A 21,620-nucleotide genomic window follows, 5' to 3' on the forward strand; every position below is an offset into this window, starting at 1 on the left:
CGGCGAACCCGTAGGGAAGAATGCCGGGGGCCGGTGTCTTCGCTATGCACACCGGCCCGGGGGCAAGGACATGGAACGGCATGGCAAGGAAGGCACCCGGCTGACATGAGAGCGATCTTGCTGAGCGGAGCGATTGCGCTTCTGTTCTCGCTGCTCGGCACTCGATTTGCGATCCTCCAGTTCACGAAGCTGGGCTTCGGCCAGGAGATCCGCGAGGACGGTCCGACGACCCACCGCACCAAGCGCGGCACGCCCACGATGGGTGGTGTCGCGATCGTGATCTCGGTCATCGTCGGCTACGTCGTGGCCAAGCTGCTCACCGGCGACGCACCGAGCGCGACGGCTTACCTGCTGCTCTTCCTCTTCGTCGGCATGGCGGCCGTCGGCTTCGTGGACGACTACATCAAGGTCTTCATGCAGCGGAACCTGGGTCTGCGTGCCTGGTCCAAGATGGTCGGGCAGACACTGGTCGCGGTCGGCTTCGGCGTGGTGGCGATCCATCCGGGCCTGGCCAACGCCGACGGCATCACGCCGGCGGCGGACCAGCTCTCCTTCATCCGCGACTTCGGGCCGCACTTCCTCGGCGGCGACGGGATCCTCTACTGGCTCGGTGGCGCCCTGCTGCTGGCCGTCTTCTGGATCATGGTCACCGGCACCTCCAACGCCACCAACCTCACCGATGGTCTCGACGGACTGCTGGCGGCCTCCGCCGCGATCGTCTTCGCCGCCTACACGATCATCTCGATCTGGCAGAACAACCAGCGCTGCGGCCGCCCGAGCGTGGAGATCGGCACCTGCTACGAGGTGCGCGACCCGCTCGACATGGCGATCCTCGGCGCCGCGATCAGCGGCGCGTGCATCGGCTTCCTGTGGTGGAACGCGAGCCCGGCGCGGATCTTCATGGGCGACACCGGCTCGCTCGCCCTCGGCTCCGTGCTGGCCGGGTTCGCGATCCTGTCGCACACCGAGTTCCTGCTGATCATCCTCGGTGGTCTGTTCGTGATGGAGACCTCCGCGGTGATGCTGCAGGTCAGCTGGTTCAAGCTCTCTCGCCGCCTGACCGGCACCCCGAAACGCATCTTCCGGATGACACCGATCCATCACCACTTCGAGCTTCTCGGTTGGGAGCAGGTCACCGTGGTGATCCGGTTCTGGATCATCACGGGCCTCTGCGTCGCGGCCGGCCTCGGAATCTTCTACGCCGAATGGGTGGCGACGATCTGATGTCTCCTGAGCAGCTCGACGAGCTCGGCCGCAACGACTCCTGGGAAGGCGTGAAGGCGGTCGTGGCCGGCTTCGGCGTCTCCGGTTTCGCCGCCGCCGACAACCTGACGCACCTCGGTGCGAGCGTGATCGCGCTCGATGAGTCCCCGGGCGACGAGGAGCGCCAGGAGAAGGCCAAGCTCCTCGGCATCCTGGGTGCCGACGTACGCCTCGGCGAGGGCGCCACCCACGTGCTGCCCGACGACGTCGACGTGGTGGTCACCTCTCCCGGCTGGCGCCCGACCGCGCCGCTGCTCGCCCAGGCGCGCGAGCGGGGGATCCCGATCTGGGGCGAGGTCGAGCTCGCCTGGCGGCTGCGCGACCCCGACAACGCCGCTCCCTGGCTGGCGGTCACCGGCACCAACGGCAAGACCACGACCGTGCAGATGCTCGACAACATCCTGCGTACGGCCGGGCTCCGGTCCGTCGCCGTCGGCAACGTCGGCCTGCCGATCGTCGAGGCCGTGATGGACCCCGAGCCCTACGACGTCCTGGCCGTGGAGCTCTCCTCCTTCCAGCTCCACTACACCTCCTCGATGGGCGCCGAGGCCGCCGTCGTCCTCAACATCGCCGAGGACCACCTCGACTGGTACCCCTCGATGACCGAGTACGCCGCCGACAAGGGCCGCGTCTATGAGCACGTCGAGCGGGCCTGCGTCTACAACGTCGCCGACGAGGCCACGATGCACCTGGTCGAGGAGGCCGACGTCGTCGAGGGCGCCCGCGCCATCGGCTTCACCCTCGGCACCCCGGCGGTGGGTCAGCTCGGGGTCGTCGAGGACATCCTGGTCGACCGGGCCTTCATCGAGGAGCGCCAGACCTCGGCCGCGGAGCTGTGCCAGATCTCCGACCTCGCCTCCGCCGCGCCCCACTACGTCCAGAACGCGCTGGCCGCGGCCGCGCTCGCCAGGGCCCACGGGGTCTCCCAGGCCGCCGTACGTGACGGGCTGAAGTCGTTCCGCCCCGACGGCCACCGCATCGAGGTCGTCGCCGAGGCCGACGGCGTCACCTGGATCGACGACTCCAAGGCGACCAACCCGCACGCCGCCCAGGCCTCGCTGCAGGCCTATGACCCGGTGATCTGGATCGCCGGCGGGCTGGCCAAGGGCGCCCGGTTCGATGACCTGGTCGCCTCCATCCACGACCGGCTGCGGGCCGTCGTCCTGATCGGCCAGGACCGCGACGTCATCGCCTCCGCCCTCGCCGCCCACGCGGGTGACCTGGAGGTCGTCGAGCTCGACGACCCCGACGGCGTGTCCGCGCTCGCGGAGGCGGTCGAGATCGCCGCCGCGCTGGCCAAGCCCGGCGACACCGTGCTGCTGGCCCCCGGCTGTGCCAGCCAGGACCAGTTCCGCGACTACAAGGCCCGCGGCGACGCCTTCGCCGACGCCGTACGCCGCCAGCTGTGATTCGCTGGTCTCGACACGCCTCCGCCTAGCGGCTCCGGCGGCTCGACCAGCGTGAGGGCGACACGCGCGGGGGAGATGCGCGGCGATCGCCGAGGCGGCGGCGAGAATGTAATCGACGTACGTCGCACCGCAACTGGGAGGTAGGCAGTGACGACCACCAGCCCCGACCAGACCGGTACCGGCTCGGCCGAGCAGGCCAAGGCGTACCCGAAGTCGGTCCTCGGCTACCTCAAGGCCTGGTTCCACGCGCTCCGGGTTGCGCTGAACCGGCCGCTGGCCGCCTACTACCTGCTGCTCACCAGCACAGCGCTGCTGCTGACCATCGGGCTGATCATGGTGCTGAGCGCCTCGAGCGTGTGGGCCTACACCCAGATGGGCAACTCCTATGCGATCGTCGGGCGGCAGGTGCTCTGGGTGCTCATCGGCATCCCGTGCGCGTTCATCGCCTCCAGGATCCGACCCAAGCACCTGCGACGGCTGGCCTGGCCGGGGTACGTCATCGCCTGCGTGCTGCTCTTCTTGACCATCTTCTTGGGCCACGACGTCAACGGCCAGCAGAACTGGATCGGGGCCGGCCCGGTCAAGATCCAGCCGAGCGAGATCGCCAAGCTGGGGATCGTGCTGTGGGCGGCCCACGTCTACGCGCTCAAGGAGCGCCGGCTCGACAGTCTCCACGAGGTGCTGATGCCGGTCCTGCCCGGCATCGCGCTGGCCACCGGGCTCGTCCTCGCCGGCCGCGATCTCGGCACCGCCCTGGTCTTCTTCGCGATCGTGCTCGGGATGCTGTGGGTGGTCGGGGCGCCCGGGCGGCTCTTCGGGATCGCGATCTCGATCATCGGCGTCTCGGTGCTGTTCCTGATCAGCACCGACACCGAGCGGCTAGCCCGGCTGACCAGCTTCGTGGACCCGTTCAAGGACTACCACGGACAGGGCTGGCAGCCCTCCCACGGTCTCTACGCACTCAGCTCCGGCGGTGTCCTGGGGCAGGGGATCGGGGCGTCGCAGCAGAAGTGGGGCGACCTGCCCGAGGCCCACACCGACTACATCTTCGCGGTGCTGGGCGAGGAGCTCGGCCTGGTCGGCACCCTGCTCGTCGTCGGCCTCTTCCTGACCCTCGCCTTCGCCCTGGTCAAGGTCGCGCGCCAGACCGACCGGCCGTTCGTACGCTACTTCAGCTTCGGCGTGCTGGTCTGGCTGCTGGGCCAGATGATCATCAACGTGGGCATGGTGCTCGCGCTGCTGCCGGTCATCGGCATCCCGCTGCCGCTGGTCTCCTACGGCGGCTCCGCGCTGATCCCGTCGATGGTGGCGCTGGGCGTCGTGATCGGCTTCGCCCGTCGTGAACCGGCGGCAGCCGCGGCGCTGAAGCAGCGTAAAGCCTTGGCAAAGGATCGGGCACGTCAGGCAGCCGCTTACCGGTCCGCTCAACGCAACCGATAAGTTCGGACGCATCATGAAGGCCCTCCTCGCCGGTGGTGGCACCGCCGGACACACATCCCCCCTGCTCGCCACGGCTGATGCCCTGCGCCGTCTGGATCCCAGCGTGGAGGTGACCTGCCTCGGTACGCCTCGCGGCCTGGAGAACCAGGTGGTTCCCGCCGCCGGCTACCCGCTCGAGCTGATCCCGCCGGTCCCGATGCCGCGCCAGCTCAGCAGCGACCTGCTGAAAGTGCCGGCCAACCTCAAGGGCGCGGTCGACGCGACCTACGAGGTGCTCGACCGGGTCAAGCCCGACGTGGTCGTCGGCTACGGCGGGTACGTCTCGATGCCGGCCTACCTGGCCGCGAAGCGGCGCCACATCCCGATCGTCGTGCACGAGGGCAACGCCATGCCGGGTCTCGCCAACAAGGCGGGAGCCCGGGTCGCCGACCGGGTCGCGGTGAGCTTCCCGGACACCAAGCTGCCCAAGGCCGAATACATCGGGCTGCCGATCCGCCGGATGATCTCGACGCTGGACCGCTGGGCGCTGCGCGCTGAGGCGCGCAGCTTCTTCGGGCTCGACCAGCACCGCCCCACGATCGTGGTCACCGGCGGCTCGCAGGGCGCCCGGACGATCAACGAGTCGGTCTCCGGCGCCTACCCGGCCCTGGCCCGCAACGGGATCCAGGTGCTCCACGTGATCGGCCCGAAGAACGAGCTGGCCTCGCCCGGCCCCGGCTACCACGTGCTCAACTACGTCGACCGGATGGACCTCGCGCTGGCCGCGGCCGACCTGATGATCTGCCGCTCCGGCGCCAACTCGGTGATCGAGGCCAGTGCCGTCGGGGTCCCGGCCGTCTACGTACCTCTCCCGATCGGCAACGGCGAGCAGTCGCTCAACGCGCGCGCCGTCGTCGACGCCGGCGGCGCGATGCTGGTCTCCGACGCCGACATGAGCGCCGCGTGGGTCAGCAGCCACGTACCCCCGATCGTCACCGACCGCGCCCGGCTGGAGGCGATGTCCAAGGCCGCCAGCGACCTGGTGCCGCGGGATGCGGACGAGCGGCTGGCACGGATCGTGATGGAGACCGCGCAAGGAGGTTCCCGATGAGAGTTCCGGTTCCCGAGCACATCCTTCCCGCCGAGCAGCTGGGCAGGGTCCATTTCATCGGCATCGGTGGGGCGGGCCTCTCGGCGATCGCCCGGGTGATGCTGGCCCGCGGGATCCAGGTCTCCGGCAGCGACGGCGCCGACTCCTCGATGGTCGCCGCGTTGCGCGAGGAGGGTGCGACCGTCCACGTCGGCCACGCGGCCGAGCAGGTCGAGGGTGTCGACACGCTGATCGTCTCCACGGCGATCCGCGAGGACAACCCCGAGTACGTCGCGGCCGTCGAGAAGGGTCTGCGGATCTACCCGCGCTCGGCCGGCCTGGCCTCGGTGATGGAGGGCCGCCGCGTCCTCGCCGTCGCCGGCACCCACGGCAAGACCACCACCACCTCGCTGCTGACCGTCTCCCTGCAGGCCGCGGGCGCCGCGCCGACCTACACCGTCGGTGGCGAGCTGGCCGCCTCGGGCACCAACGCCGCCGAGGGTTCGGGCGACCTGTTCGTGGCCGAGGCCGACGAGTCCGACGGCGCCTTCCTGGTCTACAAGCCCTACGCCGCGGTCGTCACCAACGTCGAGGCCGACCACCTCGACCAGTGGGGGACCGAGGAGGCCTACCGGGAGGGGTTCGCCCAGTTCGTGGGGCGGCTGGCTCCCGACGGGTTCCTGGTCGCGGTCATCGACGACCCCGGCGCCGCCGACCTGCGCCACGTCGCCCACTCGCTCGGCCGCCGCTTCATCGGCGTCGGTGAGTCGGAGCTGGCCGACGTACGCGCCGTCGACGTCGTCCTGGAGGGCACCACCTCCTCCTTCACCGTCGTCGACGGACTCGACGAGCTCGGCCGGATCACCCTGCAGATCCCCGGGCGCCACTACGTCGCCGACGCGTTGGCCGCGTTGACGGTCGGCCTGCGCCTGGGTCACTCCTTCGACCTGCTCAAGGCGGGGCTGGAGTCGTTCACCGGCACCCGGCGGCGGATGGAGCGCAAGGGCGAGGCCGCAGGCGTACGCGTCTACGACTCCTACGCCCACCACCCCTCCGAGATCGCCGGCGACCTCGTCTCCGGCCGGTCCGTGGCGGGGCAGGGGCGGCTCATCGTCGCCTTCCAGCCGCACATGGTCTCCCGCACCCGGATCTTCGGTGAGGAGATGGGCCGCGTGCTCGGCGCCGCCGACGAGGTGGTCGTCCTCGACGTCTACCTCGCCCGCGAGGACTACGACCCCGAGGTCACCGGCAAGCTGGTCGCCGACGCGGTGCCGCTGCCGCCCGACCGGGTCGTCAGCGTCGCCGGGCTCGAGGAGGCCGCCGCCGAGCTGGCCCGCCGCGCCCGACCGGGTGACCTGGTTCTCACCCTCGGGGCGGGTACCGTGACCGAGGTGGGCCCGATGGTGCTCGCCAGGCTACGTAAGGCAGAGCAGTAACGCTGGGGGAGGCGAGCATGGCGGAGAAGGGGCCGGGCGCGGACGCCGAGATCGCCGAGGCTCTGGAGATCGCCCGGTCGGCGTCCGCGGAGCGCGAGATCGACCTTGCGTCGGAGGAGGCCAAGGCCGGGGCGGAGTCGAGCACCGAACCGGAGCCGGAGGAGTCTGGTGACGAGCCTGCCGCGGTCGATCCGGCGACGTTGAAGAGCCGCAAGGCCTTCGCCCGGCGCCAGTGGCGTCGGCGCTGGCTCGCCTGGCGCTACCTCATCGTCGGCACCCTGGTCATCGCCCTCCTGCTCGGCGGGATCTGGGCGGTCTACTTCTCCACCTGGCTGCAGGTCAAGGGCACCTCGGTGCACGGCTCGATGAAGATGACCAGCGCCAAGCAGGTCGTCGAGTTCGCGGCGGTCCCGGTCGGCGAGCCGCTGGCCACCGCCGACCTCGAGGCGGTGCAGGTGCGGGTGCTCAACGGGCTGCCGATGGTGCGCTCGGTCAACGTCTCGCGCGAGTGGCCCGACAAGATCCGGGTCGACGTCACCGAGCGTACGCCGGTGGCCGTCGTCTCCATCGGCGGCCGGCTCCGCGCGCTCGACGAGACCGGCACCGTCTTCTGGGACTACAAGAAGGCGCCCTCGGGCCTACCGATGGTGAACACCGTGACCGGCACCAACTCCGACGCGCTCCGCGAGGCCGCCGCGGTGGCCTCGGCGCTCCCGGCCGACCTGGCCAAGAGGGTCGACCACGTCGAGGTGACCACCGTCGACTCGATCTCCCTGGAGCTGCGCAACGACAAGCGGGTGGTGTGGGGGAGCAGCGCCCAGTCCGACACCAAGGCTGAGGTGCTGGTCGCGCTGATGAAGGCGGAGCCCGACGTGGCCCGCTACGACGTCTCCGTGCCCGGCCAGCCGGTCACCAGCAAGACCGTCGGCTGATCCTGCGTAGGGATCTCCCCTACCGGACGGCAACGGATGGGCACAACTGATCCGCGTCCGCGTGTCGCGCCAGTTTGAGGACGTACGTCTGCCTACTGTTCTGAGAACGGCGAGGTTGACATAACTATAACCCTCAGGTTGAGGGTAAGGGTTAAGAACCACCGTAGGACCAACCAGCGATCGAAGGGGCGACCACCGTGGGAGCTGCACAGAACTATCTGGCGATCATCAAGGTCGTCGGCATCGGTGGCGGCGGCGTCAACGCTGTCAACCGGATGATCGAGGTCGGCCTCAAGGGGGTCGAGTTCATCGCCATCAACACCGACGCCCAGGCGCTGCTGATGAGCGACGCCGACGTCAAGCTCGACATCGGTCGCGAGCTGACCCGCGGTCTCGGTGCCGGCGCCAACCCGAGCGTGGGGGAGAGCGCCGCCGAGGACCACGCCGACGAGATCGAAGAGGTCATCAAGGGCGCCGACATGGTCTTCGTGACCGCCGGCGAGGGTGGCGGCACCGGCACCGGCGGTGCTCCGGTCGTGGCCCGCATCGCCCGCTCCCTCGGCGCCCTGACCATCGGTGTGGTGACCCGCCCGTTCGCCTTCGAGGGCCGTCGTCGCGCCAACTCCGCCGAGGAGGGGATCAGCAAGCTCCGCGAGGAGGTCGACACCCTCATCGTCATCCCCAACGACCGGCTGCTGTCGATCTCGGACCGCAACGTGTCGGTGATGGACGCGTTCCGCCAGGCCGACCAGGTGCTGCTGCAGGGTGTCTCAGGCATCACCGACCTGATCACCACGCCCGGCCTGATCAACCTCGACTTCGCCGACGTGAAGTCGGTCATGTCCAACGCCGGCTCGGCGCTGATGGGCATCGGCTCGGCGCGCGGCGACAACCGCAGCGTCGAGGCTGCCGAGATGGCCGTCTCCTCGCCGCTGCTGGAGGCGTCGATCGACGGCGCCCACGGGGTCCTGCTCTCGATCGCGGGTGGCTCCGACCTCGGCCTCTTCGAGATCAACGAGGCTGCTGCGCTGGTCGCCGACGCGGTCCACCAGGAGGCCAACATCATCTTCGGCGCGACCATCGATGACGCGCTCGGTGACGAGGTCCGGGTCACGGTGATCGCCGCCGGCTTCGACGGCGGCATGCCCAAGCGCCGCGAGGGCGCCTCGGCGCTCGGCAGCGTGCAGGGCCGCTCCAGCGGCGCCCAGTCCGCCGGCAACGGCGAGACCGCCGCCGTGGCCACCGCGGTCGCGACCCGTCGCGCCGAGGAGCCCGAGGAGACCCCTGCCGCTGCGCCGGCCAAGCCCGCCCAGCCGGCCCCGGCCACGCCTCCGCCCGCGGCTCCGCCGGCCGAGCCCGCCCCGGTCGCCAAGAAGCCCGCTCCCAGCGTCCAGTTCAGCGATGATGAGCTCGACGTTCCCGATTTCTTGAAGTAGGTCCCCGGTTGTATTCGTTCCGAGCCTCAGCAGGCCTCGTCGACCTGGCGTTCACCGACAGGTACGGCGGGGTCAGCCTCGCTCCGTACGCCGAGCTCAACCTGGCGGTCAGCGGCTCGGACTCGGCCGACGCGAAGGCCGAGAACCATCGGCTGCTGTTGGCCGACTTCGCCGACGGTGCGCCCTACGCCGACCTCTACCAGGTCCACGGCAACGCGGTCGTCGACGCGGCGTGCGGCACCCGCCCCGAGGCGGACGGGATCGTCACCACCGAGCGTGACCTGGTGCTCCTGGTCCGCACCGCCGACTGCGTACCCGTGCTGTTCGCCGACGAGGCGGCCGGGGTCATCGGCGCGGCGCACGCCGGACGCAAGGGGATGGCGGTCGGGGTCGTGCCCGAGACCATCGCCCGGATGCGCGCGCTCGGCGCGACGCGGATCACCGCCTGGGTCGGACCGCACGTGTGCGGCAAGTGCTACGAGGTGCCTGCCGAGATGCAGGAGGAGATCGCCGCGGTCGAGCCGGCCACGCGTGCCACCACGAGCTGGGGCACCCCGAGCCTCGACGTCGGCGCCGGAGTGCTCGCCCAGCTCGCCCGTGAGGGCGTCGAGACGGTCGACGCCAGCCGCTGCACCCGCGAGTCCGAGGACCTCTACTCCTACCGCCGTGACGGCGCCGGCATGTCGCTGGGTGCCCTGATCCGGCTGCGTGGTGCCTGATGGCCACCGATCGCGCCGATGAGATCGCCGCGGGGCTCGCCGAGACCCGCGAGCGGATCGCGGTGGCAGCCAAGGCCGCCGGTCGCCCCGCCGACGACGTCCACCTGGTCGTGGTCACCAAGTTCTTCCCCGCCTCCGACGTACGCATCCTGGCCGGTCTCGGCGTCACCGACGTCGGCGAGAACCGCCACCAGGAGGCGGCGGCCAAGGCGGCCGAGTGCGCCGACCTCGGGCTGCGCTGGCACTACGTCGGCGGGCTGCAGTCCAACAAGGCGGCGGCCGTGGCCGGATACGCCGACGTGGTCGAGTCCGTCGACCGCTCCTCCCTGCTGCCCCGGCTCAGCCGTGGCGCGGGGGAGCGCGGCCAGATCCTCGACGTGCTCCTGCAGGTCTCCCTCGACCCGCCCGGTCGCGAGGGTCGTGCCGGGGCGGATCCCGGTGACGTACGCGACCTGGCTGCCGAGGTCGAGGCGACCGACGGGCTCCGGCTGCGGGGCCTGATGGCGGTCGCGCCGCTGGGTGAGGAGCCGGAGCAGGCGTTCGTCCGGCTGGCGCGGATCCGCGAGGACTTCCTGGTCGAGTATCCCGAGGCGACGGTGCTGTCGGCGGGGATGAGCGGCGACCTGGAGCAGGCGATTGCCCATGGCGCGACACACGTACGTGTCGGGTCTGCGGTCCTCGGACAGAGGCCAACTGTCAAGTAATGTCTCGGACAGCAATACTTTGGGGAAGGTGGGACACACATGAGCGGCGCGATGCGCAGGTTCGGTGAATACCTCGGCCTGCTCGAGGACACCGGGTACGACGACGATGTCTACGAGGGCGACGACGACGAGACCCGCTCCCACCAGGCCGTCAAGGCGCCGGTGCGGTCGAAGCAGTCGCGTCCGGCCCCGGTGGCCGACCTTTCCGAGCGGCGACGAGCAACGGTGGTGCCTGCGGTGGCCGAGCTTTCCAAGATCATCACGCTGACCCCGACGTCCTACAACGAAGCGCGTCAAGTCGGCGAGAACTACCGCGACGGCACGCCGGTGATCATGAACCTCACCGAGATGAACGATGCCGACGCGAAACGGCTTGTCGACTTTGCCGCGGGCCTGATCTTTGCTACCTATGGGAACATCGAGAGGGTCACCAACAAGGTGTTTCTTATCTCACCTGCGAACGTTTCGGTCACGGCTGAGGCCAAGCAGAGGATCGTTGAGGGCGGCTTCTTCAACCAGAGCTGAGGCCTTCGACACCTGCTCGTGGGTGCCTGGATGCGGTCCGCATCTGGCATGTCTACGGACAGGCGCTAGAGTTTCGACAGCATTACCTGATGCCGCCCCCCGGCGGTGCAGTCCGTACGTCTGAGTCAACCGAGTAATGAATGGGTGAGGTCATGCCGCTGACGCCAGAGGACGTGAGCAACAAGCGCTTTACTCCCGTCCGGCTCCGCGAGGGCTACGACATGGGCGAGGTGGACCAGTTCCTCGACGAGGTCGAGGCCGAACTGGCACGTCTCACCCGGGAGAACGACGACCTTCGCGGGAAGTTGGCATCTGCGCAGTCGGGTGGGGGTCCGTCCTTCCCGATGGCTCCCGAGCCGCCTGCTCCTGAGCCGATGCCGGCTCCTGAGCCGGTCTCGCACCAGATGCCGATGTATCAGGAGCCACCGCAGACCGGCGGTATCGAGACGATCCGGGTCGAGACCGTGCCGGAGGCGTCCAACGCCGCCGCGCGCCTGCTCGAGCTGGCCACGCGCAACCACGACGCGCTCATCGACACGGCCAAGAACGACGCCGACAAGATCGTCGGCGAGGCCCGCACCAAGGCCGAGCGCCTCGAGGGCGAGTCGAAGTCGAAGGCCGACCGCATGGAGGCCGATGCGCGCACTCGTGCGCAGATGCTCGACAGCGAGACCGCCGAGCGTCGCCAGCAGCTCTTCGGCGAGCTCGAGCGCGAGAAGGACAACCTGACCACCGAGGTCGACACCCTGCGCAACTTCGAGCGTGAGTACCGCTCCCGCTTGAAGAGCTACTTCACGCAGCAGCTCGACGCGCTCAACAACTCGGCTGAGTCACAGGCGCCCGTGATGGCGGCCGCCGTCAACGAGTCGGGCCCGGCGCCCAAGCGTCTGCGCTCCATCCTGGGGGAGGACGAGGGCTGAGGCCCTCGTAGTCAGGCTTCCGTCGGCCGGTCCCGCATCGCGGGGCCGGCCGATGCGTATGTCCGCTGCTTCCTGTCCCGGTCCGCCGGCTGAGGCAGAAACGCGTTGTAGCAGGTGAGACGGGTCCTGTAAGAGGATTTCGGAGTTTTTCCGCGCTGCGGACCAATATGCGTTCAGTTTCGGTGTGTTAGTTGAGCGGAGCCGATTCCCGGGCTACATTCCGGGCACGCACTCCGCACCGACTCGGCGGCGCGAAGTGACGGCAGGAGAAAGGGGACTCCATGTCTGTACCGATGAGGTGTCGCGCCAGCGCGGCAGTCGGGCGCGTCCAGGTGACGACGCCCGAGCTTTCTGGGAATACCAGCTCCTACGTCATGGCTGTCCGAAGCGCCATGGCGAGCGCCTAGCCAAACCTGACCACCCTGCGGCCCGGGGGGCCGTGTCACACACCAGAAAGCGAGTGCCGTGCCTAAGAAAGCAACCAAGACCGTCGTCTCTCCTGACCAGCTGAAGGTCAAGGACGGCGAGGACCCGTGGACCAAGGATGAGCTCAACGAGGTCATCGACGAGCTTCACGAGATGAGGGCTCACAGCCTCGAGGTGCTCACCGCTCTCGAGACCGAGCTCTCCGGCCTGATGAAGGATTCCGGCGACGGCGCCGGCCAGGACCAGGCGGACATGGGGGCGACCAGCTTCGAGCGTGACCACGAGCTGACCGTGGTCAACAGCGAGAAGGACAAGCTCGCCCAGATCGAGCGCGTCCTGGGATACCTCGAGGATGGCTCGTACGGCATCTGTGAGTCGTGCGGGGAGCCGATCGGCAAGATGCGGCTCATGGCGTTCCCGCGTGCCACACTGTGCATGACATGCAAGCAGCGCGAGGAGCGTCGCTGAGCGACGCACATACCGGTCCTGAGTCCGACGTGCGCCCTGTTCGGTGGGCAGAGTTCGCGACCGTCGCAGTGTTTCTGCTGGTCATCGACCAGATCACGAAGCTCTGGGCGGTCGCGACGCTCGTTCCTGGGCAGCCGCAGGAGCTGATCGGCTCGGTGCTCCAGCTCAACATCATCCGCAACCCGGGAGCGGCCTTCTCGACGGGGACCGGCCACACCTGGGTCTTCACGACGCTCTCGATCGTGGCCACGATCGGTGTGCTCTGGTTCGCTCGCCGGGTGCGCCACCGGGGCTGGGCGATCGCGCTCGGCATCCTGATCGCCGGCATCAGCGGCAATCTGGTCGACCGGCTGCTGCGTGAGCCGGGCTTCTACGTCGGGCACGTGGTCGACTTCTTCCAGCTGCCCAACTGGCCGATCTTCAACGTCGCCGACATGTGCATCAACGTGGCCGCGGTGCTGATCGTGATCTTCTCTTTCAAGGGCATCGGGCTGGACGGGTCGATCGACGGCGGCGCTGCGGACGAGTCCGACGGCGAGTCCGAGGGCGAGAAGAAGTGAACTTCGGTCACGCCGACCAGCGCACGCTGCACGTCCCGGACGGCCTGGAGGGGGAGCGGGTCGATGCCGCCATGGCGCGGCTGTTCGGCCTCTCCCGCACCCGCGCGGCGGAGCTGATCGCCGATGGCCTGGTGACCGTGGACGGCTCGGTGGTGGCCAAGAGCGACCGGGTCAGCGCCGGGTCGATGCTCGACGCGACGATCCCGTCGCAGGCGGACCCGCTGGAGATCAAGCCCGAGATCGTCGAGGGCATCAAGATCATCTACGACGACGACGCCTTCGTGGTGATCGACAAGCCCGTCGGCGTGGCCGTCCACCCCTCGCCGGGCTGGCAGGGGCAGACCGTCGTCGGCCACCTGGCCGCGGCCGGCTTCCGGATCTCGACCTCAGGGGCCAAGGAGCGCGAGGGCATCGTCCAGCGCCTCGACGTCGGCACCTCCGGCGTGATGGTGATCGCCAAGTCCGAGCACGCCTACTCCGTCCTCAAGAACGCGTTCCGGCAGCGTACGGTCGACAAGACCTACCACGCGCTGGTCCAGGGCCACCCCGACCCGCTCGAGGGGACGATCGACGCACCGATCGGGCGCAACCCGAAGTACGACTACAAGTTCGCGGTCCGCGCGGACGGGCGTCACTCGATCACCCACTACGAGACGCTGGAGGCGCATCGGTTCGCCTCGCTGCTCAAGATCCACCTCGAGACCGGGCGCACCCACCAGATCCGCGTCCACATGTCGGCGCTGAAGCACCCCTGCGTCGGCGACCTCACCTACGGCGCCGACCCCGCCCTGGCGCGGCGCGTCGGGGTCGAGCGGCAGTGGTTGCACGCGGTGCAGCTCGGCTTCGAGCACCCGGAGACCGGCGAGTACGTCACCTTCGAGTCGACCTACCCCGACGACCTCCAGCACGCGCTCGATGTCATCCGCGACTCCGACTGAGGCGGTGCTCCGTCCCGCGGAGCCCGAGGACATCGCCGAGATCGTCCGCACCTACGTCGAGGCCCGTGCAGCCGCGCCGATGCCGGCGCCGATCTACCCGGAGTCGGACATCCGGGAGTGGCTCGCGGTCAAGGTCCTGGCGCCTCAGCAGGGGTCGCAGGTCTGGGTCACGGAGGTCGCCGGCGCCGTCTCGGCCTTCGTCGCCTTCACCCCGACCTGGCTCGACGACCTCTTCGTCCACCCCCGCGCCCAGGGCACCGGCCTCGGCACCATGCTGCTCGATCTGGTGAAGTCGCTGGCCCCCGACGGCTTCGGCCTCTGGGTCTTCGAGATGAACACCCCCGCGCGGGCCTTCTACGCCCGCCACGGGCTGCGCGAGGTCGAGCGCACCGACGGCTCCGCCAACCAGGAGAAGACTCCCGACGTACGGATGGCCTGGCCCTAGCCGAGCCTTCGGCCGCGTCGGCCGAGACGTCACTCGCGTCGGCCGAGATGGCGCGTCGATGCCTACTCGGCCGACGGCAGTGACGCTTCGACCGACGTACGTGACGCCTCGGCGGCGATGAGGGCGATCTCGCGCGGGCCGACGCGGCAGCAGCCACCGACGTACGCGGCTCCGGAACGGATCCAGGAGAGGGCCTCGCCGGGGCGGAAGTGAGGGGTGCCGGTCCAGGCGCCGTCGGCGTAGACCTCCCCGGTGTTGGGGTAGACGACGGCGGGCTCGCCGGTGGCGGTGGCGAGCTGGACGGCGGCGGGTACGTCGGCCGGGTCGCAGCAGTTGACGCCGACCGCGACCACCGAGCGGATGCCCGCGGCCAGCGCCAGCGCGTCGGCCAGGGGCTGGTCGGCACGGGTGCGGGTGCCGGCGCAGGAGTAGGAGAACCACACCGGTAGGCCGATGTCGTCGAGGAGGTCGACGAGCACCTCGGCCTCCTCGATGTCGGGGATGGTCTCGACCGCGATGAGGTCGGGGTCCTCGGTCTCGAGCAGCGCCAGCCGGGGCGCGTGGAAGTCACGCAGGACGGCTGCGGAGACCCCGTAGCGGCCGCGGTACTCGGACCCGTCGGCCAGATAGGCGCCGTAGGGTCCGACCGAGGCGGCGACCAGGCGCCCGGGAGCCTCCTCGGCGACCTCGCGCGCGACGCGGACGCTGCGGCGCAGGAGCTCGGTGGCGTACGTCTCGGTCATCCCGGCCGCCACGAAACCGGGCACGCTGGCCTGGTAGCTCGCGGTCGTGGCGACATCGGCGCCGGCGGCGTAGTACGCGCGGTGGACGGCGGCGATCTCCGCGGGGGACTCGTCCAGCAGCCGGGCCGTCCACAGGGCGCCGGAGACGTCGTGGCCGCGGGCTTCCAGCGCGTTGGACAGGCCGCCGTCGATGATCGTCACCACAACTCAAGACTGTACGGCCAGCCGCCCGAAAAACTGTCGGTGGCGCCAGATAGTCTGTAGTCCTTCCCCCAGGTCGTCCGTTTGCGCGGGCCCCTGCGCCCGCTCCATCCGTTCGACCTCGAGGAGGGCTCCACGCCAATGGCGGCCGGCTCCAAGGACTCTTTCGTCCACCTGCACGTCCACACCGAATACTCGATGCTGGACGGTGCCTCGCTCCTCGACGGTCTGTTCAAACGGACCAGCGAGCTCGAGATGCCGGCGATCGCGATGACCGACCACGGCAACATGCACGGGGCCTACGACTTCTGGAAGAAGGCGCGGGCCCACGACGTGAAGCCGATCATCGGCATCGAGGCCTACATCACGCCGAACACCCCACGCGGCGAGCGCAAACGGGTGCGGTGGGGCAAGGGCGACGCGGCGCAGGAGGGCGGCGACGACGTCTCTGGTGGTGGCGCCTACACCCACATGACGATGTGGGCCCAGAGCACCGAGGGGATGCACAACCTCTTCCGGCTCTCCAGCCGCTCCAGCCTCGAGGGCTACTACTTCAAGCCGCGGATGGACAAGGAGATCCTCGCCGAGCACTCCAAGGGGATCATCGTCTCCACCGGCTGCCCCAGTGGCGCGATCCAGACGCGGCTGCGGCTGGGCCAGTGGGACGAGGCGCTCAAGGAGGCTGGCGAGCTGCAGGACATCTTCGGCAAGGAGAACGTCTTCCTGGAGCTGATGGACCACGGCATCTCGATCGAGAAGCGGGTCCGCGACGACCTGCTCAAGCTCGGCAAGGCGATGAACATCCCGCCGGTGGCGACCAACGACTCCCACTACAACAACCCCGAGGACGCCAGCGCCCACGAGGCGCTGCTGTGTGTGCAGTCGGGCAGCCGGATGAACGAGCCGCCCTACTCCAAGGGCGGCAAGCGGTTCGCGTTCGAGGGCAGCGGCTACTACATCAAGACCGCTGCCGAGATGCGCGAGCTGTGGGGTCGACAAGACCTGATCGAGGCCTGCGACAACACCCTCCTGATCGCCGAGCGCTGCGACGTGCAGTTCACCGAGTCGACCGGTGGCTACATGGCGCTCGCCGACATCCCCGAGGGGGAGACCGAGGAGTCCTGGCTGCGCAAGGAGACCTGGCGCGGCATCGAGATCCGCTACCCCGGGGAGAAGACGACCCAGGAGGTCCGCGACCGCGTCGAGTTCGAGATCGACGTCATCTTGCAGAAGGGCTACCCGGGCTACTTCCTCGTGGTCGCCGACTTCATCCAGTGGTCGAAGAACAACGGCATCCGGATCGGCCCGGGTCGTGGTTCGGGTGCCGGGTCGATCGTGGCGTACGCGTTGAAGATCACCGACCTCGACCCGCTCGAGCACGGACTCTTCTTCGAGCGGTTCCTCAACCCCGAGCGTCCCTCGATGCCCGACTTCGACATCGACTTCGACGACCACCGCCGCGGCGAGACGATCAAGTACGTCACGGAGAAGTACGGCGCGGAGAAGGTCGCCCAGATCGCCACCTTCGGGCGGATCAAGGCCAAGCAGGCGATCAAGGACGCCGCCCGCATCCTCGACCACGGCTTCGCGATCGGCGACCGGATCACCAAGGCGCTGCCGCCCGACGTGATGGGCAAGGGGGTTCCGCTCAAGGAGCTGTTCAACCCCGACCACAAGCGCTACGGCGAGGGCGGCGACTTCCGCGCCCTGCACGACACCGACCCCGACGTCCGCAAGATCTATGAGACCGCGCTCGGTCTCGAGGGCCAGATCCGGCAGACCGGCATCCACGCCGCGGGTGTGATCATGGCCTCCGAGCCGATCATCGACGTCGTCCCGCTGATGGAGCCCAAGCAGGACGGTCAGGTCGTCACCCAGTTCGAGTACCCGACCTGTGAGTCGCTCGGCCTGGTCAAGATGGACTTCCTGGGCCTCTCCAACCTGCACACCCTCGAGGACGCGCTGGGCAACATCCGCGCCAACCGAGACATCGACCTGGTGCTCGAGGACGTCCCCTTCGACGACAAGCCGACCTACGAGCTGATGCAGCGCGGCGACACGCTCGGCGTCTTCCAGCTCGATGGTGGTGGCATGCGGGCGCTGCTGCGCTCGATGCTGCCCGACCGGTTCGCCGACATCACCGCGGTCTCCGCGCTCTACCGGCCGGGCCCGATGGGTGCCGACTCCCACAACAAGTACGCCCACCGCAAGAACGGCCGCGAGCCGATCGTGCCGATCCACCCCGAGCTCGAGAAGCCGCTCGAGGATGTGCTGGGGGAGACCTACGGCCTGATCGTCTACCAGGAGCAGGTGATGTCGATCGCCCAGGTCCTGGCGGGGTTCTCGCTCGGACAGGCCGACAACCTGCGGCGCGCGATGGGCAAGAAGAAGAAGGCCGAGCTCGACAAGCAGTACGCCGGGTTCCAGGCCGGCATGCTCGAGCGCGGCTACTCCCAGAAGGCGATCGACACGATCTGGGAGATCCTGCTGCCGTTCTCCGACTACGCCTTCAACAAGTCGCACTCGGCGGCCTACGGCGTGGTCACCTACTGGACCGCCTACCTCAAGGCCAACTACCCGACGGAGTACATGGCCGCGCTCTTGACCTCGGTCAAGAACGACAAGGACAAGATGGCGATCTACCTCAACGAGTGTCGCCGGATGAAGATCGCGGTGCTGCCCCCCGACGTCAACGAGTCCGCCCACGACTTCACCGCCGTCGGCAGCGACATCCGCTTCGGTCTGACCGCCGTGCGCAACGTCGGCGCCCAGGTGGTCGACGGCATCGTCGAGGCCCGCACGGCCAAGAGCCGGTTCGAGGACTTCAACGACTATCTCTCCAAGGTGCCCGAGCGGGCCTGCAACAAGCGCGTGATCGAGTCGCTGATCAAGGCCGGTGCCTTCGATGACATGAAGCACCGCCGCCGCGCGCTGGTGGCGATCCACGAGACCGCGGTGGACCAGTACATCGACATCAAGCGCAACGAGGCGATCGGCCAGGACTCGCTCTTCGGCGGCCTCGACGAGGACGGCGGAGACGGCTTCGGCGTCTCGGTGGCCATCCCCGACATGGACGAGTGGGACAAGATGACCCTGCTCGGCCACGAGCGGGAGATGCTCGGCCTCTACGTCTCCGACCACCCGCTCATGGGCCTGGAGCACGTCTTGGCCAACGGCACCGACTGCACCATCGGACAGCTGATGACCGATGAGACGCGGCCCCACAACACCACCGTCACGGTCTCCGGGCTGGTCACCAACGTCAACCGGCGCATCACCAAGAAGGGCGACGCCTGGGCGACGGTGACCCTGGAGGACCTCGAGGGCTCGGTCGAGGTGCTGCTCTTCCCGTCGTCCTACCAGCTGGCCGCGCCGCATCTGGTCGAGGACTCGATCATCCGGGTCAAGGGCCAGCTCTCCCGCGACAAGGACCAGCCCGAGCTGCGCGGCCAGGAGGTCACCGTCCCCGACCTGACCGGTGGTCCGGGTGCCGCCGGGGGGCCGGTGGTGATCTCGCTGCCGTCGACGCGGTGCACGCCGCAGGTGATCGCATCGCTGCGTGACGTACTGACCACCTATCCCGGAGTAGCCGAGGTCAGGCTACGGTTGATGACACGGGACGCGACCCGGGTCATGAAGCTCGATGACCGGCTGCGGGTGGCACCGACTCCCGAGCTGTTCGCCGACCTCAAACAACTCCTCGGACCAGGATGCCTGACAATCTGATCGTGCCGCCGCCGCCCAGCCTCTACGCGACCGGCCACCGCTCCGCCCGCCCCGACCTGTCCCGACCGGTGCTGGTCCAGGTGGCCATCATCGTGGCCGCCTTCATCGTCGGCGGCCTCGCGGCGGGTCTCGCCGCGGCGACGCTGTGGACCCCGCCGACCGGGATGGTCCTCGAGGACAAGTGGTACCGGGGGCTCATCTCGATCGACCCGCCCGCCATCGGGCAGAACATCGACCAGGGCGTCTTCGCCGCGACCGCCTGGTTCTCGGTCTGCGCGATCGTGCTCGGCCTGCTGGTCGGCATCGCCGCCGCGGTCTGGCTCAACCGCTCCGAGCTGGTCACCCTCGGCGCGGTGATCATCGGTGGTGCGATCGGTGGCGGTCTGATGCTGCTGGTCACCTCGCTGCTCTCACCCGAGGACCCCAACCCGCTCGCCAAGGGCGCCGCCGACGGCACCGTCCTGCAAGACAGCTTCCAGCTGGCGTCGCCATGGCTGGTCCTGCTCGTCCCGGGCTCGGCGATGCTGGCGCTGATGGTGATCTTCTTGATGTGGGCCCCGCACCCTCGCGAGGAGCACGAGCTCGACGGTCAGCAGGTCGCGACCGAAAGGTAAATTCGGCGGACAGTCGTCCCTGGTCGGCGTAGATTCAACAGGTTGGACGGTCGGCGCGGTGCTGACCGACAGAACCTGAAAGTCACTGATGTCAGAAATCACTCCCGGTCAGAACCCGTCCGGACCGGAGGCGACAGAGATCCTCGAACTCGGCGGGGACTCTGCCACAAAGAGCAGGAAGCCGCTGATCATCGGGGCGGCAGCCGTCGTGGGCGTCGCTGCGCTGGCGACCGCAGGCACCCTCACCGCAGTCGCGCTGAGCAACGCCGGCGGGTCCCCGGCAGAGGCATTCCCCGCCTCGACCCTCGCGTACGCCGAGATCGACCTGACCGAGGCCAAGGACGCCCTGCCGACGCTGCGCAAGCTGCCTTCGATCGAGAAGGAACTCGGCCTCGAGGAGGGCGAGGACCCGCGCGAGGCGCTGTTCGCCGACGCCTGTGACGACCTCGACTTCGCCAAGGACATCGAGCCCTGGATCGGCTACAAGGCCGCCGTCGGCGCAGTCCCCGCGGACGCGGAGCCGGTGCTCGCGTTCGCCCTGCAGGTCACCGACGAGTCCGACGCCGAGGCCGGCCTTCCCAAGCTCGCCGAGTGTGGCGGGTCGGAGTCCGCCTGGTCGGTCGGCGACGGGTGGGCGCTCATCGCGGAGACCGAGGACGACCTCGCCGTGATCGAGAAGGCGGTGGCCGCCGGCACCCTGGCCGAAGACGCCGGCTTCGAGAAGTGGACCGGTGACGTCGGCGGGACCGGGTTCATCACGGCGTACGCCGCCAAGGAGCTGCCGGACGCCATCGCCGAGGCCGCTGAGAACGGCGCGTTCGACAAGGCCGAGGGTGACTTTGCCGAGAACCCGATGGGTGGGATCGCGCCGCTGCCCGACCCGGCCGCGCTGGCCGAGACGATCCGGTCGGCGACGAAGGACTTCGGTGGCGCCGCCTTCACCGTGCGCGCCGAGGAGAACGCCTTCGAGCTCGAGGCCGCCTCCTCGATGGGCGAGCAGGCCGAGTCCATGGAGGCCGGCACCCTCGCCGGCACGCTGCCGAAGGACACCACCGCGGTGATCGCGGCCAACCCGGCCGAGGGCTGGCTCACGACCGGCTTGGCCGGAAGTGGTGCGGGCGACCAGCTCGACCAGATGCTCGGAATGGCTCCCGGTGACCTCGAGAAGCTCCTCGGTGACAGCTTCGCGATCGCGGCCGGCGAGATCGACCTGAGCGCTCCGGACTCCCTGGACATCGGCATCAAGCTCGATGGTGCCGACTCGGCCGACGTCGAGAAGTTCGTCGAGGGCCTCACTGCGGGCTTCGGTGCCGAGGGCATCGTCAGCGTCGACAGCGAGGGCGAGGTGACCTCCGTCGGGATCGGCGACTACGGCAAGGAGCTGCTCGCCGACGGTGGCCTGGCGGAGACCGACAAGTTCAAGAACGCGGTCCCCAACGCGGAGGATGCCTCCGGGGTGGTCTACGTCGACTTCGACGGTCTCGACGAGCTGGTGACGGCCGAGGCTCCCGAGGTCGCCGACGACATCGAGGCGCTCGGTCAGCTCGGCTTCAGCGCCTACCAGGACGGCGACACCTCGCGAGCCCTGGCTCGTATCACCGTCGACTGACCTGCCGAGCCGAGTCGGCGCGTCATGACGCGCCGAC

The 21,620-nt window shown here is 69.1% G+C and carries 19 protein-coding genes; 18 read left to right on the forward strand and 1 reads right to left on the reverse strand.

Annotated elements, in window-relative coordinates; all coding sequences use genetic code 11:
* The first annotated feature begins 105 nt into the window (after positions 1–105).
* The 15 genes from mraY to BLT25_RS12940 all read left to right on the forward strand — a co-directional run bounded on the left by mraY (position 106) and on the right by BLT25_RS12940 (position 14,690).
* Complete coding sequence (gene mraY / locus BLT25_RS12870) at positions 106–1,224, forward strand: phospho-N-acetylmuramoyl-pentapeptide-transferase (protein WP_091046410.1); 1,119 nt, start codon at positions 106–108, stop codon at positions 1,222–1,224.
* Positions 1,224–2,672, forward strand: a complete 1,449-nt coding sequence (gene murD, locus BLT25_RS12875; RefSeq protein WP_218131327.1) for a UDP-N-acetylmuramoyl-L-alanine--D-glutamate ligase — start codon at positions 1,224–1,226, stop codon at positions 2,670–2,672. The genes mraY and murD overlap by 1 nt, the downstream gene beginning before the upstream one ends.
* Before the next feature lie 147 nt (positions 2,673–2,819).
* Positions 2,820–4,112: a putative lipid II flippase FtsW gene (ftsW, locus tag BLT25_RS12880; RefSeq protein WP_091046415.1), complete on the forward strand. Its 1,293-nt coding sequence runs from the start codon at positions 2,820–2,822 to the stop codon at positions 4,110–4,112.
* Positions 4,113–4,125: 13 nt separating this feature from the next.
* Positions 4,126–5,202, forward strand: coding sequence for an undecaprenyldiphospho-muramoylpentapeptide beta-N-acetylglucosaminyltransferase (murG, locus tag BLT25_RS12885; RefSeq protein ID WP_091046418.1), 1,077 nt, complete (start codon positions 4,126–4,128; stop codon positions 5,200–5,202).
* Positions 5,199–6,617 (forward strand): UDP-N-acetylmuramate--L-alanine ligase, encoded by a 1,419-nt coding sequence (gene murC, locus BLT25_RS12890; protein ID WP_091046419.1) that lies wholly within the window; start codon positions 5,199–5,201, stop codon positions 6,615–6,617. Before murG ends, murC begins: the two co-directional genes overlap by 4 nt.
* A gap of 17 nt (positions 6,618–6,634) precedes the next feature.
* Complete coding sequence (locus BLT25_RS12895; protein WP_091046423.1) at positions 6,635–7,549, forward strand: cell division protein FtsQ/DivIB; 915 nt, start codon at positions 6,635–6,637, stop codon at positions 7,547–7,549.
* 197 nt (positions 7,550–7,746) lie between these two features.
* Positions 7,747–8,985: a cell division protein FtsZ gene (gene ftsZ, locus BLT25_RS12900; protein WP_091046426.1), complete on the forward strand. Its 1,239-nt coding sequence runs from the start codon at positions 7,747–7,749 to the stop codon at positions 8,983–8,985.
* An 8-nt stretch (positions 8,986–8,993) separates the two neighbouring features.
* Positions 8,994–9,704: a peptidoglycan editing factor PgeF gene (pgeF, locus tag BLT25_RS12905; protein WP_091046428.1), complete on the forward strand. Its 711-nt coding sequence runs from the start codon at positions 8,994–8,996 to the stop codon at positions 9,702–9,704.
* Entirely contained in the window at positions 9,704–10,408 is a 705-nt protein-coding gene (locus BLT25_RS12910; RefSeq protein ID WP_091046431.1) for a YggS family pyridoxal phosphate-dependent enzyme, read from the forward strand. Before pgeF ends, BLT25_RS12910 begins: the two co-directional genes overlap by 1 nt.
* Before the next feature lie 39 nt (positions 10,409–10,447).
* Positions 10,448–10,933, forward strand: coding sequence for a cell division protein SepF (locus tag BLT25_RS12915; protein ID WP_008363014.1), 486 nt, complete (start codon positions 10,448–10,450; stop codon positions 10,931–10,933).
* Positions 10,934–11,085: 152 nt separating this feature from the next.
* Positions 11,086–11,853, forward strand: a complete 768-nt coding sequence (locus BLT25_RS12920) for a DivIVA domain-containing protein (protein ID WP_256328576.1) — start codon at positions 11,086–11,088, stop codon at positions 11,851–11,853.
* 465 nt (positions 11,854–12,318) lie between these two features.
* Entirely contained in the window at positions 12,319–12,747 is a 429-nt protein-coding gene (locus tag BLT25_RS12925; RefSeq protein ID WP_091047579.1) for a TraR/DksA family transcriptional regulator, read from the forward strand.
* Positions 12,720–13,307 carry a signal peptidase II gene (gene lspA / locus BLT25_RS12930; RefSeq protein ID WP_256328577.1) on the forward strand — a complete coding sequence of 196 codons (588 nt, stop codon included), beginning with the start codon at positions 12,720–12,722 and terminating at the stop codon, positions 13,305–13,307. Before BLT25_RS12925 ends, lspA begins: the two co-directional genes overlap by 28 nt.
* Positions 13,304–14,245: an RluA family pseudouridine synthase gene (locus BLT25_RS12935; protein ID WP_091046438.1), complete on the forward strand. Its 942-nt coding sequence runs from the start codon at positions 13,304–13,306 to the stop codon at positions 14,243–14,245. Before lspA ends, BLT25_RS12935 begins: the two co-directional genes overlap by 4 nt.
* 4 nt (positions 14,246–14,249) lie before the next feature.
* Positions 14,250–14,690, forward strand: coding sequence for a GNAT family N-acetyltransferase (locus tag BLT25_RS12940; RefSeq protein ID WP_176883843.1), 441 nt, complete (start codon positions 14,250–14,252; stop codon positions 14,688–14,690).
* 62 nt (positions 14,691–14,752) lie between these two features.
* On the opposite strand, the gene mmuM is transcribed toward BLT25_RS12940, so the two are convergent.
* Positions 14,753–15,637 carry a homocysteine S-methyltransferase gene (mmuM, locus tag BLT25_RS12945; RefSeq protein ID WP_091046442.1) on the reverse strand — a complete coding sequence of 295 codons (885 nt, stop codon included), beginning with the start codon at positions 15,635–15,637 and terminating at the stop codon, positions 14,753–14,755.
* Positions 15,638–15,775: 138 nt separating this feature from the next.
* Between mmuM and dnaE the strand changes: the two genes are divergently transcribed.
* The 3 genes from dnaE (at position 15,776) to BLT25_RS12960 (ending at position 21,583) form a co-directional block, all read left to right on the forward strand.
* A complete protein-coding gene (dnaE, locus tag BLT25_RS12950) occupies positions 15,776–19,360 on the forward strand; it encodes a DNA polymerase III subunit alpha (RefSeq protein WP_091046445.1) in 3,585 nt (1,194 codons plus the stop codon).
* Positions 19,345–19,974, forward strand: a complete 630-nt coding sequence (locus BLT25_RS12955; protein WP_143033735.1) for a hypothetical protein — start codon at positions 19,345–19,347, stop codon at positions 19,972–19,974. The genes dnaE and BLT25_RS12955 overlap by 16 nt, the downstream gene beginning before the upstream one ends.
* 88 nt (positions 19,975–20,062) lie before the next feature.
* A complete protein-coding gene (locus tag BLT25_RS12960; RefSeq protein WP_143033736.1) occupies positions 20,063–21,583 on the forward strand; it encodes a hypothetical protein in 1,521 nt (506 codons plus the stop codon).
* The last annotated feature ends 37 nt before the right edge of the window (positions 21,584–21,620 follow it).

Source organism: Nocardioides sp. YR527 (assembly GCF_900101045.1).
In the GTDB taxonomy this organism is placed as follows: Bacteria; Actinomycetota; Actinomycetes; order Propionibacteriales; family Nocardioidaceae; genus Nocardioides.